We start from the raw sequence: 14,236 nt of genomic DNA, 5'->3' as shown, positions 1-14,236 counted from the left end.
CCCTGACGTGCAGGACGAGCAAACCCGCAGCATGCGCATCTGGACGGTGCCCAACCTGCTGAGCATGGCGCGGCTCCTGGGAGTCCCGCTGTTCCTCTGGCTGGTCCTGGGCCCGCAGGAGGACGCCTGGGCGCTCGGTGTCCTGATGCTGTCGGGAATCACCGACTGGCTCGACGGCTACCTGGCCCGCCGCCTCGACCAGCGCTCAGCGCTCGGCGAGGTCCTCGACCCCGTTGCCGACCGCCTCTACATCCTCGCGGTGGTCTTCGGACTGGCCATGCGCGACATCATCCCGTGGTGGCTGGCCCTGCTGCTGCCACTGCGAGACCTGTTCCTGTGGGGGCTGGTGCCGTTCCTGCGGACCCGCGGCTACAGCGCCCTGCCGGTGCACTTCCTCGGCAAGGCCGCGACCTTCAACCTGCTCTACGCGTTCCCCCTGCTGCTCCTCGGCCACGGCGAGAGCACCGTGGCGACACTCGCCGACGTGTTCGGGTGGGCGTTCGCGATCTGGGGGATCGGCCTCTACTGGTGGGCCGGGCTGCTCTACGCATGGCAGGTGCGCAAGCTGCTCCGCGACACCGACAAGCATGCGCCGGTGCTGGATGGCTGAGACCGGCAAGGAGCTCCCCGAGCACGTCACGCTGCCCCTGTTGACGCTGATCACCAACCAGAGCCTCGACAGCGACTACCGCCACGTGGCCGAGCGTCGCGCGGCCACGGGAGCGGAGACCGGTCGACCTCGTCCCACCCGCACGACGGCCCTCGCGGTGGCGTTGTTCGGGCTGATGATCGTGGTCGCGGCGGTGCAGACCTCCCGGGAGGCCGCCACGACGGAGGAGGGTCGCCAGGAGCTGATCCGGCAGATCACTCTCGAGCGGGACGACCTCGCCGAGGCACAGAACTCGATCAGCGACCTGCGCGACGGGAACGAGCAGCTGGCTGACCGGGTCGATGAGCTCGGCAGTCGGAGCCGCAGGGTCGAGGGCGCTCTCCTCAACAGCAAGGGCTACGCCGGCTTCGCCACGGTGCGCGGCCCGGGCGTCCGGATCCAGGTCGACGACTCGCCCGACGGCAGCAGTGACGGTCGTGTGCGGGACGAGGACCTTGCCATCCTCGTCAACGGACTGTGGGCCGCGGGTGCCGAGGCGATCTCGATCAACGGCCACCGCCTCACCGCGATCAGCAGCATCCGGAGCGTGGGCACCGCGATCCACATCAGGGCGCAGCCGATCAAGCCGCCCTACGACATCCTCGTCGTCGGAGATCCCAACACGCTGCAGTCACTGTTCGCCGAGTCACGGCCGGGACTGGAGTGGTTGTCCCTGCGCAACAACTACGGGTTGGTGTTCACGATGGAGAACAGCCAGTCCGACATGTCTCTCCCCTCCAGCCGGGCGCCCTTGTTACGGTCTGCCCAGATTTCCACCGAATCCACGCAGCAGAAGGAGGCTCCATGATTGCCGTTCTCGGCCTACTCGTCGGAATCGTGGCTGGGCTGATCCTTCAGCCCGACGTCCCGTTGTGGTTGGAGCCCTACCTGCCGATCGCGGTGGTGGCGGCCCTCGACGCGGTCTTCGGTGGCATGCGGGCCTACCTCGACGGGATCTTCGACGACAAGGTCTTCGTCGTCTCGTTCGTCTCCAACGTGGTCATCGCGGCCGGCATCGTCTTCCTGGGCGACAAGCTGGGTGTGGGTGGCCAGCTCTCGACCGGCGTCATCGTCGTGCTCGGGATCCGGATCTTCTCCAACGTGGCAGCAATCAGACGGCACGTGTTCCATGCCTGAGAAGCCTTCCGAAGCTCCCGTCGACGAGCGGGCTCCAGCCCCGAGTGGCCGCGAGCGGCTCAGGTCCGTGTTCCTGGCCCGGCCGTCACGGGGCCAGGCCGTGGTCGCACTGCTGCTCGCAGCCGTGGGGTTCGCCGCGATGACGCAGGTGCAGCACAACGAGCGTGACGACGACTACACGGGCCTGCGGCAGGACGACCTGATCCGGGTCTTCGACGGTCTCTCCGCCAGCTCACAACGCGCCGAGAACGAGATCGACAGGCTGACCGAGCTGCGCAACGACCTGCGCGACGAGTCGTCCAAGCGGCAGGCCGCGCTGGACCAGGCCCGTGAGGACACCGACGTCTACGCGATCCTCGCGGGCACCGTGCCGGCCAGCGGGCCGGGCGTGCGCATCACGATCACCGACGACGAGGGGAACGTCGACGCGGACACGCTGCTCGACGCGATCCAGGAGCTGCGAGCAGCGGGCGCGGAGGTGATGGAGTTCAACGACCGGGTGCGGGTGATCGCGCAGTCGTCGATCGTTCAGACCTCCCTCGGCATCGAGCTCGACGGCCAGCTCCTCGAGGCCCCGTTCGTGATCGATGTCATCGGGGAGCCGAACACGCTCGCCGGAGCCCTCGACTTCCCCGACGGACCCAAGGAGGTCGTCGAGGAGGAAGGCGGATCCGTCACCGTCGAGGAGCTGGAGGAGCTCGAGGTGGCCAGCGTCGTCAAGGACGCGGAGGGTGACTTCGCAGAGCCCCGCGAGGACCAGTAGCCTGCCAAGCACCACGACCACCGAACAGGAGACAGCGTGTACCCCGAGGACCTGAAGTACAGCAGCGAGCACGAGTGGGTGCGTCAGCCCGGAGAGACCGAGGGATCGGTTCGGATCGGCATCACCCACTACGCACAGGACGCCCTGGGCGACATCGTCTACGCCTCCCTGCCCGAGGTCGGCGACACCGTCGCTGCCGGCACGACGGTGGGCGAGCTCGAGTCGACCAAGTCGGTCAGCGATCTCTACGCGCCCGTCTCCGGTGAGGTCCTCTCGGTGAACGAGGCCCTCGACGCGACGCCCGAGCTGGTCAACTCCGACCCGTACGGCGAGGGGTGGCTCTTCGAGGTGGCTCCGTCCGACCCGACCGAGATCGATGCACTGATGGATGCCAACACCTATCAGTCGTCCTTGGACGACTGATAGGTTGGAAACAGTCAACCTCGACCGCGTGTTGAGGGTTTCTTCTGTATCCGGGAGGGTCGTACATGCCGTTCTGCACGAGCTGTGGCAAGCAGAATCCTGACGACGCACGTTTCTGCGCCCAGTGCGGTCACCGGCTGGTCACGAGCGCGGCCGCGGAGAGTGCGGTCGAGTCGACCGCAACCATCACGTTCGGGGCTCCGGAGAAGGCGGAGGGCGACGAGCGGGCGCTGAACCCGGCCGACTCGGCCGCGGTCGACGCTCTGCCGATGGGGCACGCCCTGCTCGTGGTGCAACGTGGTCCGAGCGCCGGCTCACGGTTCCTGCTCGACACCGAGCTGGTCACCGCCGGGCGCCATCCGGAGAGCGAGATCTTCCTCGACGACGTCACCGTCTCCAGGCGGCATGCGGAGTTCCGGCGGGAGGCCGGAGGCTACCGGGTCTCCGACTCGGGAAGCCTCAACGGCACCTACGTCAACCGCGACCGCATCGACGACGTCATCCTGCAGGACGGCGACGAGGTCCAGATCGGCAAGTACCGGCTGGTCTTCTTCGCGGCCCACCCGGTCCAGAACGGCTGAGTGATGGCTTCACCCGCTGCTTCTCCGCGACGTCGGATGAACATCGGGGAGGTGCTCTCGCAGCTCAAGGGTGACTTCCCGGGCATCTCCCACTCGAAGATCCGGTTCCTCGAGGACAAGGGCCTCATCGACCCGGAGCGCACCTCGGCGGGCTACCGGAAGTTCTCGGCGGCCGACGTGGAGCGCCTTCGCTACGTGCTGCGCATGCAGCGCGACCACTACCTGCCACTGAAGGTCATCGGCGAGCACCTCGACGCGATGGACCGCGGGCTCGAGCCCCCCGCGATCGAGGAGGTGGGGCCTCGGGTGCCCAACGTCGCCCTGGCCAACGACGGCCTGCCGTCGGTGGACTCCTTCCGGGCGAGCTCCGACCTGCGGATCTCGCGACGCGAGCTGCTCAAGGTGGCCGAGGTCGACGAGGACCTGCTGGTCCAGCTCGAGAACTTCGCCCTGGTCAAGGCCAGCCGCACCGGCCACTTCGACGCCGACGACCTGGTCGTCGCCAAGACCGCCTCTGAGCTGGCCAGCTTCGGGTTCGAGCCACGGCACCTGCGGGCGTTCAAGACTGCGGCTGACCGGGAGGTCGGCCTGGTCGAGCAGGTCATCGCGCCCCTGAAACGGGGTCGTGACGCGTCCGCCCAGGCACGCGCCGAGGAGGCCGTGGCGGAGATTGCCGCGCTGTCGGTGAAGTTGCACGCGACCTTGGTCAAGGCTGGCCTGCAGTCCTGATCCCGGCTCACTGCCGGGCGAGTAGGGTGGCGTCATGCGCGAAGTGGATGTCATCGGAGTCAGGGTCGAGATGCCGTCGAACCAACCGATCGTCCTGTTGAGGGAGGTCGCGGGGGAGCGCTATCTCCCGATCTGGATCGGTGCTGTCGAGGCGACGGCCATTGCCTTCGCCCAGCAGGGTGTCGTGCCCCCGCGGCCACTGACCCACGACCTGCTCAAGACGATCCTCGACGAGACCGGGAACCCGCTCTCCGAGGTGCGGATCACCGAGATGAAGGACGGTGTCTTCTTCGCGATCCTGGCCTTCGAGTCAGGACTGGAGGTCAGTGCCCGACCCTCCGACTCGATTGCCCTGGCGCTGCGGACGGGCACGCGCATCGTGTGCTCCGACGAGGTCCTCGAGGAAGTCGGACTGGCGGTGCCCGAGGAGCAGGAGGACGAGGTGGAGCGGTTCCGCGAGTTCCTCGACCACGTCACGCCCGAGGACTTCGAGAACGAAGGCTGACCCCGGCGCCGGGTCGCCACCCGCGCGCCCAGCAACCTTCGCCCTCAAGTTGAGGTTGAAGGTTGCGACACGCCGCCGAGCAGATTGACCGTCCCGGGAACCCGGCCTACCTTGGAGTGTCTCTGTTGTAACTCCAACGTTGTGGTTGGACCTGAAGGTTCTCCTCCGGGTCCAGTGGCAGCACCTTCCCCCCAGGAGTTACGCTCAATGGAGTAAACGACCGGAGGGTCACAACGTGGGTGTCAACGAAAGCGGATCGGTGGACCAGGGGTTCGTCGAGGCCGAGATCGCAGCCGGCCGGGCCGATGAGCAGGGTCTGCTCTTCACCGATGACGTCTCGCCGCTGCCCAGCGACCAGGGCTACCGCGGTCCCACGGCCTGCAACGCCGCCGGGATCACCTACCGCCAGCTCGACTACTGGGCCCGGACCGGGCTGGTCGAGCCGACCGTCCGCGGTGCCACCGGCTCCGGCACCCAGCGCCTCTACTCCTTCCGCGACATCCTGATCCTCAAGGTGATCAAGCGCCTGCTCGACGCCGGCATCTCGTTGCAGCAGATCCGTGGCGCCGTGCAGCACCTGCGTGAGCGGGGCACCGACGACCTGACCCGCGTGACGCTGATGAGCGACGGCGCCTCGGTCTACGAGTGCACCAGCAACGACGAGGTCATCGACCTGCTCCAGGGCGGCCAGGGCGTCTTCGGCATCGCCATCGGCGGTGTCTGGCGCGAGATCGAGGGTTCGCTCTCGGAGCTGCCCAGCGAGCGCGTCGCCGACGGTGCGACCAGCACCGACTCCGCCGCCGACGAGCTGGCTGCCCGTCGGGCTGCCCGCAAGATCGGTTGATCCCAGCACCCCACTGACTCCGAACCGGCCCGTCACCCTCGAGGTGGCGGGCCGGTTCGTTCGTGATCCGTCCGTGGCGCACTGGTCACGCGCGTGGTCGGAGGCCCGGCCGATGGTAGGTTTGTCCCCGCTGACAATCCCGTGCGGGAGAGTCTTCGTGCCGGCTCTCGAGCCGGTGATGGAGCGCCGAAGGGGCAACCCCTCCCCGGAACCTCTCAGGCGCCAAGGACCGCGCGGGCTGGCAACTCTGAAGTGGACGCGTCCGATGGTCGGGCGGGTCCGTGACAGAGGGGGAGGTGCGCCAGGAAACCGCCTGTCGCTGCCAGCCATTTGGGAGTCACCCGTGTCAGAGAGTCCGACGCTCGCCGAGCTCGACAATGCCCTGCCCTTCGTGGAGCGCCACATCGGCCCCCGCACCGTCGAGATCGAGACGATGCTCGCGCGGGTGGGCCACACCAGCCTGGAGGGGCTGATGGATGCGGCCGTGCCGGGTGGCATCCGCACCGCGGCCGCGCTCGACCTGCCGTCCGCGCTGACCGAGGACGCCGTGGCCCGCGAGCTGCGCGAGCTCGCTGCGAGCAACCGGCCGGCCGAGTCGCTGATCGGTCTCGGGTACCACGGCACCATCACACCCCCCGTCGTACGCCGCAACGTGCTCGAGGACCCGAGCTGGTACACCGCCTACACGCCCTACCAGCCCGAGATCTCCCAGGGTCGCCTGGAGGCCCTGATCAACTTCCAGACGATGATCGGCGACCTCACCGGGCTGCCGACCGCGAATTCGTCGCTCCTCGACGAGGGCACCGCCGCCGCTGAGGCGATGACCCTGGTCCGTCGTGCGAACAAGAAGGCCAGGGGCCCGTTCGTGGTGGACGCCGACGCGCTGCCGCAGACGATCGAGGTGGTGCGCACGCGTGCGGAGGCGATGGGGATCGACGTGCTCGTCGCGGACCTCGCTGACGGACTGCCCGAGGGCGACCTGTGTGGCCTGTTGGTGCAGTACCCCGGCGCCAGCGGTCGGGTCACCGATCCCCGCGCCCTCATCGAGGAGACCCACGCCCGCAACGGACTGGCCGTGGTGGCCGCTGACCTGCTGGCCCTGACCCTGCTCGAGGCGCCGGGGCAGCTCGGTGCCGACGTGGTGGTCGGGTCCTCCCAGCGCTTCGGCGTGCCGCTGTTTTACGGCGGGCCGCATGCCGGGTTCATGGCGGTGTCGTCCGGACTCGAACGGCACCTGCCGGGACGCCTGGTCGGTGTCTCCGTCGACGCTGAGGGCCGTCCTGCCTATCGCCTCGCCCTGCAGACCCGCGAGCAGCACATCCGCCGCGACAAGGCCACCTCCAACATCTGCACGGCACAGGTGCTGCTCGCCGTGACGGCGGCGATGTACGCCGTCTACCACGGCCCTGCCGGGCTGACCACCATCGCCCGCCGCGCGCACCGCTACGCGGCCGTGATCGCCGCATCCCTGACCGGCGCGGGCATCGAGGTCGTGAACGAGGACTTCTTCGACACCCTCACGGTCCGGGTCCCCGGGAGGGCGGCCGAGGTGGTCGGGTCCGCCCGGGCACTCGGCCTGCACCTTCGCCACGTCGACGACGACCTCGTCGCACTGTCGACCTCGGAGACCACCACCCGCTCGACCGTCAGCAGCCTGCTGAGGGCGTTCGGCGTCAGCGTGGACGTCCACGCCGTCGACCGGGACGTCGACGATGCCCTGCCGCTCGCGCTGCGACGCGAGTCCGGCTTCCTCGAGCACGACGTGTTCAACAGCCATCACAGCGAGACCCAGATGTTGCGCTACCTGCGGCGGCTCTCCGCCCGTGACTACGCGCTGGATCGCGGGATGATCCCGCTCGGCTCCTGCACGATGAAGCTGAACGCGACCACGGAGATGGAGCCGATCAGCCTGCCCGGCTTCGCCGACCTCCACCCCTTCGCTCCGGCTGCTGACGCGAGCGGCTACCGCAAGCTGATCGCCGACCTCGAGGGATGGCTGGCCGAGGTCACCGGGTACGACCGGGTGTCCATCCAGCCGAACGCCGGCTCCCAGGGTGAGCTCGCCGGCCTGCTCGCCATCCGTGGCTATCACCGGGCCAACGGACACGCCGAGCGCGACGTCTGCCTGATCCCGTCATCGGCCCACGGCACCAACGCGGCCTCCGCCGTGATGGCCGGCATGCGCGTGGTGGTCGTCAAGGCCAGCGACGACGGCTCCATCGATCTTGACGACCTCCTGGCCCAGTGCGAGAAGCACTCCGACGACCTGGCTGCGATCATGGTGACCTACCCGTCGACCCACGGAGCCTACGAGGACACCATCACCGAGCTGACCAAGATCGTGCACGACCACGGAGGCCAGGTCTACGTCGACGGCGCCAACCTGAACGCGCTGCTGGGCTATGCCAAGCCCGGTGAGTTCGGGGGCGACGTGTCGCACCTCAACCTGCACAAGACCTTCTGCATCCCCCACGGCGGTGGCGGTCCGGGCGTGGGTCCCGTCGCCGTGCGCGCGCACCTGGCGCCGTACCTCCCCTCCCACGGGCAGCACCCGGTCGAGGAGATGCGCCAGGGCATCGGTCCGATCAGCGCGGCCCCCTACGGCTCGGCCGGGATCCTGCCGATCACCTGGGCCTACATCCGGTTGATGGGCGGGGCCGGCCTGACCCGGGCAACTGCTGTCGCGGTGCTCTCGGCCAACTACATCGCCGCCCGCCTGGGCGAGCACTACCCGGTGCTCTACCGGGGCCACGGTGGCCTCGTGGCCCACGAGTGCATCCTCGACCTGCGCGGACTCACCAAGGACAGCGGCGTCAGCGTCGACGACGTCGCCAAGCGCCTCATCGACTACGGCTTCCACGCACCGACCATGTCGTTCCCGGTGGCGGGCACGCTGATGGTGGAGCCGACCGAGTCCGAGGACCTCGCCGAGATCGATCGGTTCTGCGACGCGATGATCGCGATTCGCGAAGAGATCGACAAGGTGCAGTCAGGGGAGTGGACCCCCGAGGACTCACCCTTGCGCGGCGCACCGCACACCTCGCGGGCCCTGTCCGACGCGGACTGGGACCGTGCGTACTCGCGCGAGGTCGCGGTGTTCCCGACCGGGTTCGACGCCGACAAGTACTGGCCGCCCGTTGCTCGCATCGACCAGGCGTACGGCGACCGGAACCTGGTCTGTGCCTGCCCCCCGCCGGAAGCCTTCGCATGAGCGCCGACACACCGGTCGTGGGTGACCCGTTGAAGGAGTCGGTCGCGCCCGTCACGGCACGACGGCTCCAGGCGAAGATCGCCCAGGCCCAGGTTGAGGGCCGGATGCCGTCGATCGCGGCCGGTGTGGTCCGCGACGGCAACCTGGTCTGGGCCGGTGGCCACGGAGACCTGGCCGGCACTGCGGAGGACACGCAGTACAAGATCGGGTCGATCACGAAGACGTTCACCGCGGTCCTCATCCTCCAGCTGGTGGAGGAGGGCGTGCTCAGCCTCGACGACACGGTGTCCACGGTGCTGGGCGAGATCGGCTACGGGAACCGGACGATCCGTTCACTGCTGGCCCACAACTCGGGCATGCAGGCCGAGCCGAACGGCTCCTGGTGGGAGCGTTCACCGGGTCTCACCTTTGACGAGCTGGCGGCAGCCAATGCCGACTCGGCGGGGGTGCTGCCGATCGGTCAGCAGTTCCACTACACGAACCTGGCCTACGGCCTGCTCGGCGAGACCGTGGCCCGACTGCGCGACCTCAGCTGGTGGGAGTGCGTGCAGTCACGGATCCTGGTGCCCCTGGGCATGAACCGGACGACGTACCAGTGCGAGGGCGTCCACGCGCAGGGCACCAGCGTCGACCCCTACACGGGGGAGCTCATCGAGGAGCCGCATCCGGACACCGGCGCGATGGCGCCGGCGGGCCAGATGTGGAGCACGGTCGCCGACCTCGCGACCTACTGCACGTTCCTGGTCGAGGGGCACGCCGGCATCCTGCCCAAGGCCAGGCTGGAGGAGGCCTACATCCCGCAGTCGGGCGCGCTGGCGTCAGGCCTGGAGTCCGCCCACGGGCTCGGCTTCCAGATGCATCGCGGTGGTTCGGGGGTGCTGGTCGGACACACCGGCTCGATGCCGGGCTTCGTCGCGTCGTGCTTCATCGACCGGCTGCGCCGCACCGGCGTCGTCGCGTTCGCGAATGCGATGACGGGGTTGCCCGCTGCCGGCATCGCCACCACCCTGCTCGAGGAGCTCGAGGCCTCGGAGCCGACCGTTCCCGAGCCCTGGCGACCATCCACGTCGGTTCCCGACGTGGTGCGTGAGATCGTCGGTGTGTGGCACTGGGGCCCCACGCCGATGGTCTTCGGGTGGGAGGGCGACCAGCTCGTGGTGCGTCGCAACGGGGTGGTCGGCTATCGGTACCGGCTCGACGGCGATCGCCTGGTCGGCACGGCCGGCTACCAGACCGGCGAGACCCTGCAGGTCGTGCGCAATGACGACGGCTCGATCAACCACCTCAACCTGTCCACGTTCATCTTCACGCGCACGCCCTACGACCCCGCCGCGCCGATCCCCGGCGGGGTGCCGCAACGGTGATCGGTTTGAGCGGGCGCCCGCGCGGGGAAAATGTGGGGCCATGACGTTGACGCCCCACTTCGCGCCCTTCGGGGCTCGGATCACTGCCGGTCCGCTCGAGCTGGTGCCGGTCACCGACGAGGTGATCCCGGAGCTGGTCGAGCTGGCGCTCGGGGGCATTCACCCGCCGGACACGATGCCGTTCCAGCAGCCGTGGAGCATCGCCCCGCGTGGGGAACTGGGCTTCAACATGGCGCAGTACTACTGGCAGCAGCGCGCCGACTTCGGGCCGGGGGAGTGGGCGCTCAACTTCGGCGTACGCTTCGAGGGCGAGCTTGTCGGCTGCCAGGACCTGCGGGCCACCAGGTTCCGGGTGACCAGGACCGCCGAGTCGGGTTCGTGGCTCGCGATGAAGCACCAAGGTCGTGGCATCGGCACCCGGATGCGTCAGGCGATCTGCGCCTTCGGCTTCGACGAGCTCGGCGCGACCGAGCTGACCTCGGGCGCCTTCGTCGACAACCCGGCCTCGCTTGCGGTGAGTCGCAAGCTCGGCTACCGCACCAACGGCATCGAGCGCCGCAAGCGCCGCGTGGGCGAGCTCGCACACCTGCAGCACCTCGCCATCTCGGAGCAGGACCTGGTCCGCGGAGAGCCGATCACGGTCGAGGGCGCGGATGCACTGCGCACTGCCCTGCTGCTCGACGATGACTGATCCCTGAGCGACACACTTCCCACGGCTGTTCTCGGAGCAGCACGTCGACCTTGCCGATGCTGTGCTCACCCGCACGTCCCATGCGCCTCCGGACCTTCCGCACCCCGTCGCGCACGGGGCCCTCGGGACGGCTCGAGTGCGGTCGGCCGGACCACCGACCAACCCTCCAGATGGGAGGACGTGGCTCGTGAGCGCTCCAGAACGTCCCACTCTGCTCGGGAAAGTGGGACGTTTGGCAGCGCTCACGAGCGCTGAGGGCGCTCAGGCCTTGGTGAGCACGCAGTCGGCCAGGACGGGGGAGCCGTTGCGCTGCTCGTGCTCGCTGGCGATCGTGGCGCTGATGATGACTCGATCGCCCTCGTCCCAGGTCTGCACGCGAATCGTCTCGCCCGGGAACACGACCCCGGCGAAGCGGGCCGCGAAGCCGCCCACACGAGCCGCTTCACCGGCGAGCACCAGGTCGGTGACCTCCCGCAGCACGATCCCGTAGGAGCAGAGGCCGTGCAGGATCGGGGCAGGGAAGCCGGCGCCCTTGGCGAAGGCCGGGTCGATGTGCAGCGGGTTGCGGTCACCGCAAAGCCGGTAGAGCGCCGCCTGCTGCGGCGTGACGGCGTACGACGTCTCCGCATCGGCCTCGCGGGCAGGGAGGTCGACCTTGGTCGAGGGGCCACGGTCGCCGCCCCAGCCGCCCTCGTTGCGCACGAAGATGCTGGAGCGCACCGTCCAGAGGTGCTGGCCGGACGCGTCGAAGGCCTCGCCCTCCTGGACGATCACGGCGGCCTTGCCCTTGTCCCACACGTCGGAGATCTTGGTCTTCTGGGTGGCGGTGCCGGAGGTCGGGATCGGAGCGTGCACCACGACCTCCTGCGATCCGTGCAGCACCATCTGGAGGTCGATGTCACAGCCCGGCAGGTCGACCGACGGGGCAGCGGTCTCGTGGAACGTGGGCGCCACGACTCCGAAGGACGGCAGCACCTGCAGGCTCGCGTCGTCGTGCGTCCAACGCAGTGCCCCCGCGTCGGTGTTGTCCCCGGGACGGGAGCCGGCACCCACGCCGAGGTGGTAGAGCAGGACGTCGGACTCGTTCCAGGAGAACGTGCGGTCGGGGAGTTGGGCGCCGACGGCGACCGTGGTGTCGATGGGCATGTGCTGACCTTTCGAGTGTGGGCTTGTGCGGGGTTGGTGGTTTCGAGACGCTCGTGCCTCGCTCCTCAACCACCGTCATGGCTTGTGCGGCGTTGGTGGTTTCGAGACGCTCGTGCCTCGTTCCTCAACCACCGTCATGGCTTGTGCGGGGTTGGTGGTTTCGAGACGCTCGTGCCTCGTTCCTCAACCACCGTCATGGCTTGTGCGGGGTTGGTGGTTTCGAGACGCTCGTGCCTCGCTCCTCAACCACCGTCATGGCTTGTGCGGCGTTGGTGGTTTCGAGACGCTCGTGCCTCGTTCCTCAACCACCGTCATGGCTTGTGCGGGGTTGGTGGTTTCGAGACGCTCGTGCCTCGCTCCTCAACCACCGTCAGGGTGTCAGACGCCCTTCGCTTGTCCCTCTGCTCCTCCCGCTGTGCGGGAGATGGAGTCGGCGATGGCGTTGGCGGCGATCCAACCGAACGTGACGGCGGGCCCGATGGTGGCACCCGCTCCGGCATAGGTCCGTCCCATCACGGCGGCTGACACGTTGCCGGTGGCGTAGAGCCCCTCGATCACCGAGCCGTCCGGGCGCAGTGCCCTCGCATTGGCGTCGGTGACGATGCCACCCTTGGTGCCGAGGTCGCCGGGGACCATCTTCACCGCGTAGAACGGGCCCTCGTCGATGACGCCGAGCGACGGGTTGGGCTTGACCCGCGGATCGCCGTAGTAGCGGTCGTACGCCGAGTCCCCTCGGCCGAAGTCGAGGTCCTTGCCGGTGCGGGCATAGCCGTTGAAGGTCGAGACCGTAGCCGTCAGTGCATCGGCCGGGACCCCGATCTTCTCGGCCAGGCCCTCCAAGGAGCCAGCCTTCACGATCACGCCCGACTTGAGCCAGCGGCCAGGGAACGGCTGGCGCGGGCCGAGGCCGGCGAAGAGGTAGCGGTTGCGGTAGCGCTGGTCGATGATCATCCAGCTCGGGAAGTGGTCGATGCCGGTCTCCTCGGCGGAGTCATACATCGCGTGCACCGCGTCGACGTACGGCGCGGCCTCGTTGCCGTAGCGCAGGCCGGCCTGGTTGACGATGATCGACCCGGGCAGGTTCCTCTCGGCGAGGCAGAACCACGGCCCGCTGGGCAACGGGATCGACGGGCCCCACCAGGCGTCGTCCATGAGGGCCAGCTCGGCGCCGTGCTTCTCGCCGGCCAGGATCCCAGCGCCGGTGTTGCCGGCGGCGCCGGTGGTCCACTCGGTGCCGATCGGTGCCTTCTGGTGCTTCTTGCGCATCTCGTCGTTGTGCTCGAACCCACCGCAGGCGAGGATCACGCCGCGCCGCGCGGTGAGCACCGCTTCACCGCCGTTGCGGGTGACCACGACTCCGGTGACCCGGCCGTCGTTCACCTCGAGGTCGATGAGCGGGGTCTCGTACCAGACGGGGATGTCCCGGTCGAGGAGTCCCTTGCGCAGACCGATCATCATCGCCATGCCCATGCCGAACATCCGCTTGCCGAGGGCCATCGTGATCAGCCGGGTCAGGAACACCTTGACCATCGTGAGCGGGCCCCGGATGGTCCGCAGGCCCAGAGAGATCTTCCGGAAGTCCGCCTGGGTGACGACCATTCCGGCCGGGGCCTTCGTGTAGGACTTGGTGAGGCGTTCGAGCTCGTCGCCGATCACGTGGCCGTCGATCGCCTTGGGCTCGACGCTGCGTCCGCTGGCCTTGCCACCGGTGGCCTCGGGGTAGTAGTCGCTGTACTGCGGGACCCAGGTGAAGTCGGCCGCCGAGTGGTCGCGGACGAACTCGAGTGCGGCCGGGCCGTTCTCGACGAATGCGTCGATCCGCTCGCGGGGCACCTCGTCACCGACGATCTCGTAGAGGTACTGCTTCACCTCGGACTCGGGCTGGACCTGGCCGGCCTTCTCGAGTGCGTAGTTGTTGGGGATCCAGACGCCGCCGCCGGAGCGTGCGGTGGATCCGCCGAATCCGTCGGTGCTCTCGATCACCAAGGTGTCGAGGCCTCGCTCGTGCGCAGCCAGGGCAGCGGTGAAACCTCCGCCACCGGTGCCGACGACGATCACGTCGTACTCGGTCTTCACCACTTTTCCTCCGGGTCTTCTCCGCCGTGGCGGGGCCTGATTCCGCAAAAACTGTAACAGGTTCTCGCGTCAAATGAGAACGTGTTCTAGTATTGGTACATCACCAGACCTACTGCC

At 68.6% G+C, this 14,236-nt stretch carries 14 protein-coding genes and 1 riboswitch; of the genes, 12 read left to right on the top strand and 2 right to left on the bottom strand.

The features are described 5' to 3' along the window. Positions 1 to 31 precede the first annotated feature (31 nt). From ncot_RS09755 to ncot_RS09700, 12 genes are all read left to right on the top strand, one after another. The gene (locus ncot_RS09755) at positions 32 to 610 is read left to right on the top strand and encodes a CDP-alcohol phosphatidyltransferase family protein (protein WP_168617436.1); all 579 of its coding nucleotides are present in this window, start codon (positions 32 to 34) and stop codon (positions 608 to 610) included. Continuing rightward, positions 603 to 1,457, top strand: coding sequence for a DUF881 domain-containing protein (locus ncot_RS09750; protein ID WP_168617435.1), 855 nt, complete (start codon positions 603 to 605; stop codon positions 1,455 to 1,457). Before ncot_RS09755 ends, ncot_RS09750 begins: the two co-directional genes overlap by 8 nt. Next, complete coding sequence (locus ncot_RS09745) at positions 1,454 to 1,786, top strand: small basic family protein (protein WP_168617434.1); 333 nt, start codon at positions 1,454 to 1,456, stop codon at positions 1,784 to 1,786. The genes ncot_RS09750 and ncot_RS09745 overlap by 4 nt, the downstream gene beginning before the upstream one ends. Then, on the top strand, positions 1,779 to 2,549 hold the full coding sequence (locus tag ncot_RS09740) for a DUF881 domain-containing protein (protein ID WP_168617433.1): 771 nt from the start codon (positions 1,779 to 1,781) through the stop codon (positions 2,547 to 2,549). Before ncot_RS09745 ends, ncot_RS09740 begins: the two co-directional genes overlap by 8 nt. A 36-nt stretch (positions 2,550 to 2,585) precedes the next feature. Beyond that, entirely contained in the window at positions 2,586 to 2,972 is a 387-nt protein-coding gene (gene gcvH, locus ncot_RS09735; RefSeq protein WP_168617432.1) for a glycine cleavage system protein GcvH, read from the top strand. Between the two features lie 65 nt (positions 2,973 to 3,037). Continuing rightward, entirely contained in the window at positions 3,038 to 3,553 is a 516-nt protein-coding gene (locus ncot_RS09730) for an FHA domain-containing protein (protein WP_168617431.1), read from the top strand. Between the two features lie 3 nt (positions 3,554 to 3,556). Further along, the gene (locus tag ncot_RS09725; RefSeq protein WP_206065269.1) at positions 3,557 to 4,282 is read left to right on the top strand and encodes a MerR family transcriptional regulator; all 726 of its coding nucleotides are present in this window, start codon (positions 3,557 to 3,559) and stop codon (positions 4,280 to 4,282) included. A gap of 34 nt (positions 4,283 to 4,316) precedes the next feature. Then, the gene (locus tag ncot_RS09720; RefSeq protein ID WP_168617430.1) at positions 4,317 to 4,787 is read left to right on the top strand and encodes a bifunctional nuclease family protein; all 471 of its coding nucleotides are present in this window, start codon (positions 4,317 to 4,319) and stop codon (positions 4,785 to 4,787) included. A gap of 259 nt (positions 4,788 to 5,046) precedes the next feature. Continuing rightward, positions 5,047 to 5,631: a MerR family transcriptional regulator gene (locus tag ncot_RS09715; protein ID WP_206065351.1), complete on the top strand. Its 585-nt coding sequence runs from the start codon at positions 5,047 to 5,049 to the stop codon at positions 5,629 to 5,631. 134 nt (positions 5,632 to 5,765) lie between these two features. After that, a riboswitch (glycine riboswitch) is annotated at positions 5,766 to 5,873 on the top strand. Positions 5,874 to 5,974: 101 nt separating this feature from the next. Next, positions 5,975 to 8,842 carry an aminomethyl-transferring glycine dehydrogenase gene (gcvP, locus tag ncot_RS09710; protein ID WP_240938156.1) on the top strand — a complete coding sequence of 956 codons (2,868 nt, stop codon included), beginning with the start codon at positions 5,975 to 5,977 and terminating at the stop codon, positions 8,840 to 8,842. Beyond that, entirely contained in the window at positions 8,839 to 10,206 is a 1,368-nt protein-coding gene (locus ncot_RS09705) for a serine hydrolase domain-containing protein (protein ID WP_168617427.1), read from the top strand. The genes gcvP and ncot_RS09705 overlap by 4 nt, the downstream gene beginning before the upstream one ends. A 40-nt stretch (positions 10,207 to 10,246) precedes the next feature. Continuing rightward, complete coding sequence (locus ncot_RS09700) at positions 10,247 to 10,897, top strand: GNAT family protein (RefSeq protein WP_168617426.1); 651 nt, start codon at positions 10,247 to 10,249, stop codon at positions 10,895 to 10,897. Between the two features lie 261 nt (positions 10,898 to 11,158). Here ncot_RS09700 and ncot_RS09695 read toward each other — a convergent pair whose 3' ends face one another. Both ncot_RS09695 and kstD read right to left on the bottom strand, forming a co-directional pair. Next, positions 11,159 to 12,043: a MaoC/PaaZ C-terminal domain-containing protein gene (locus ncot_RS09695; RefSeq protein ID WP_168617425.1), complete on the bottom strand. Its 885-nt coding sequence runs from the start codon at positions 12,041 to 12,043 to the stop codon at positions 11,159 to 11,161. 378 nt (positions 12,044 to 12,421) lie between these two features. Further along, complete coding sequence (gene kstD / locus ncot_RS09690; RefSeq protein WP_168617424.1) at positions 12,422 to 14,119, bottom strand: 3-oxosteroid 1-dehydrogenase; 1,698 nt, start codon at positions 14,117 to 14,119, stop codon at positions 12,422 to 12,424. Positions 14,120 to 14,236 lie beyond the last annotated feature (117 nt).

Origin of the sequence: Nocardioides sp. JQ2195, from assembly GCF_012272695.1 — a bacterium.
GTDB lineage: Bacteria > Actinomycetota > Actinomycetes > Propionibacteriales > Nocardioidaceae > Nocardioides.
Note: the sequence above shows the minus strand (reverse complement) of the source record. Positions and strands in the feature narration are given on the sequence as shown.

What these genes read in the sequence shown, in the direction of transcription:
- ncot_RS09755 (WP_168617436.1), top strand. Translation starts at nt 32, where the DNA reads ATGCGCATCTGGACGGTGCCCAACCTGCTGAGCATGGCGCGGCTCCTG.
- ncot_RS09750 (WP_168617435.1), top strand. Translation starts at nt 603, where the DNA reads ATGGCTGAGACCGGCAAGGAGCTCCCCGAGCACGTCACGCTGCCCCTG.
- ncot_RS09745 (WP_168617434.1), top strand. Translation starts at nt 1,454, where the DNA reads ATGATTGCCGTTCTCGGCCTACTCGTCGGAATCGTGGCTGGGCTGATC.
- ncot_RS09740 (WP_168617433.1), top strand. Translation starts at nt 1,779, where the DNA reads ATGCCTGAGAAGCCTTCCGAAGCTCCCGTCGACGAGCGGGCTCCAGCC.
- ncot_RS09730 (WP_168617431.1), top strand. Translation starts at nt 3,038, where the DNA reads ATGCCGTTCTGCACGAGCTGTGGCAAGCAGAATCCTGACGACGCACGT.
- ncot_RS09725 (WP_206065269.1), top strand. Translation starts at nt 3,557, where the DNA reads ATGGCTTCACCCGCTGCTTCTCCGCGACGTCGGATGAACATCGGGGAG.
- ncot_RS09720 (WP_168617430.1), top strand. Translation starts at nt 4,317, where the DNA reads ATGCGCGAAGTGGATGTCATCGGAGTCAGGGTCGAGATGCCGTCGAAC.
- ncot_RS09705 (WP_168617427.1), top strand. Translation starts at nt 8,839, where the DNA reads ATGAGCGCCGACACACCGGTCGTGGGTGACCCGTTGAAGGAGTCGGTC.
- ncot_RS09700 (WP_168617426.1), top strand. Translation starts at nt 10,247, where the DNA reads ATGACGTTGACGCCCCACTTCGCGCCCTTCGGGGCTCGGATCACTGCC.
- ncot_RS09695 (WP_168617425.1), bottom strand. Translation starts at nt 12,043, where the DNA reads ATGCCCATCGACACCACGGTCGCCGTCGGCGCCCAACTCCCCGACCGC.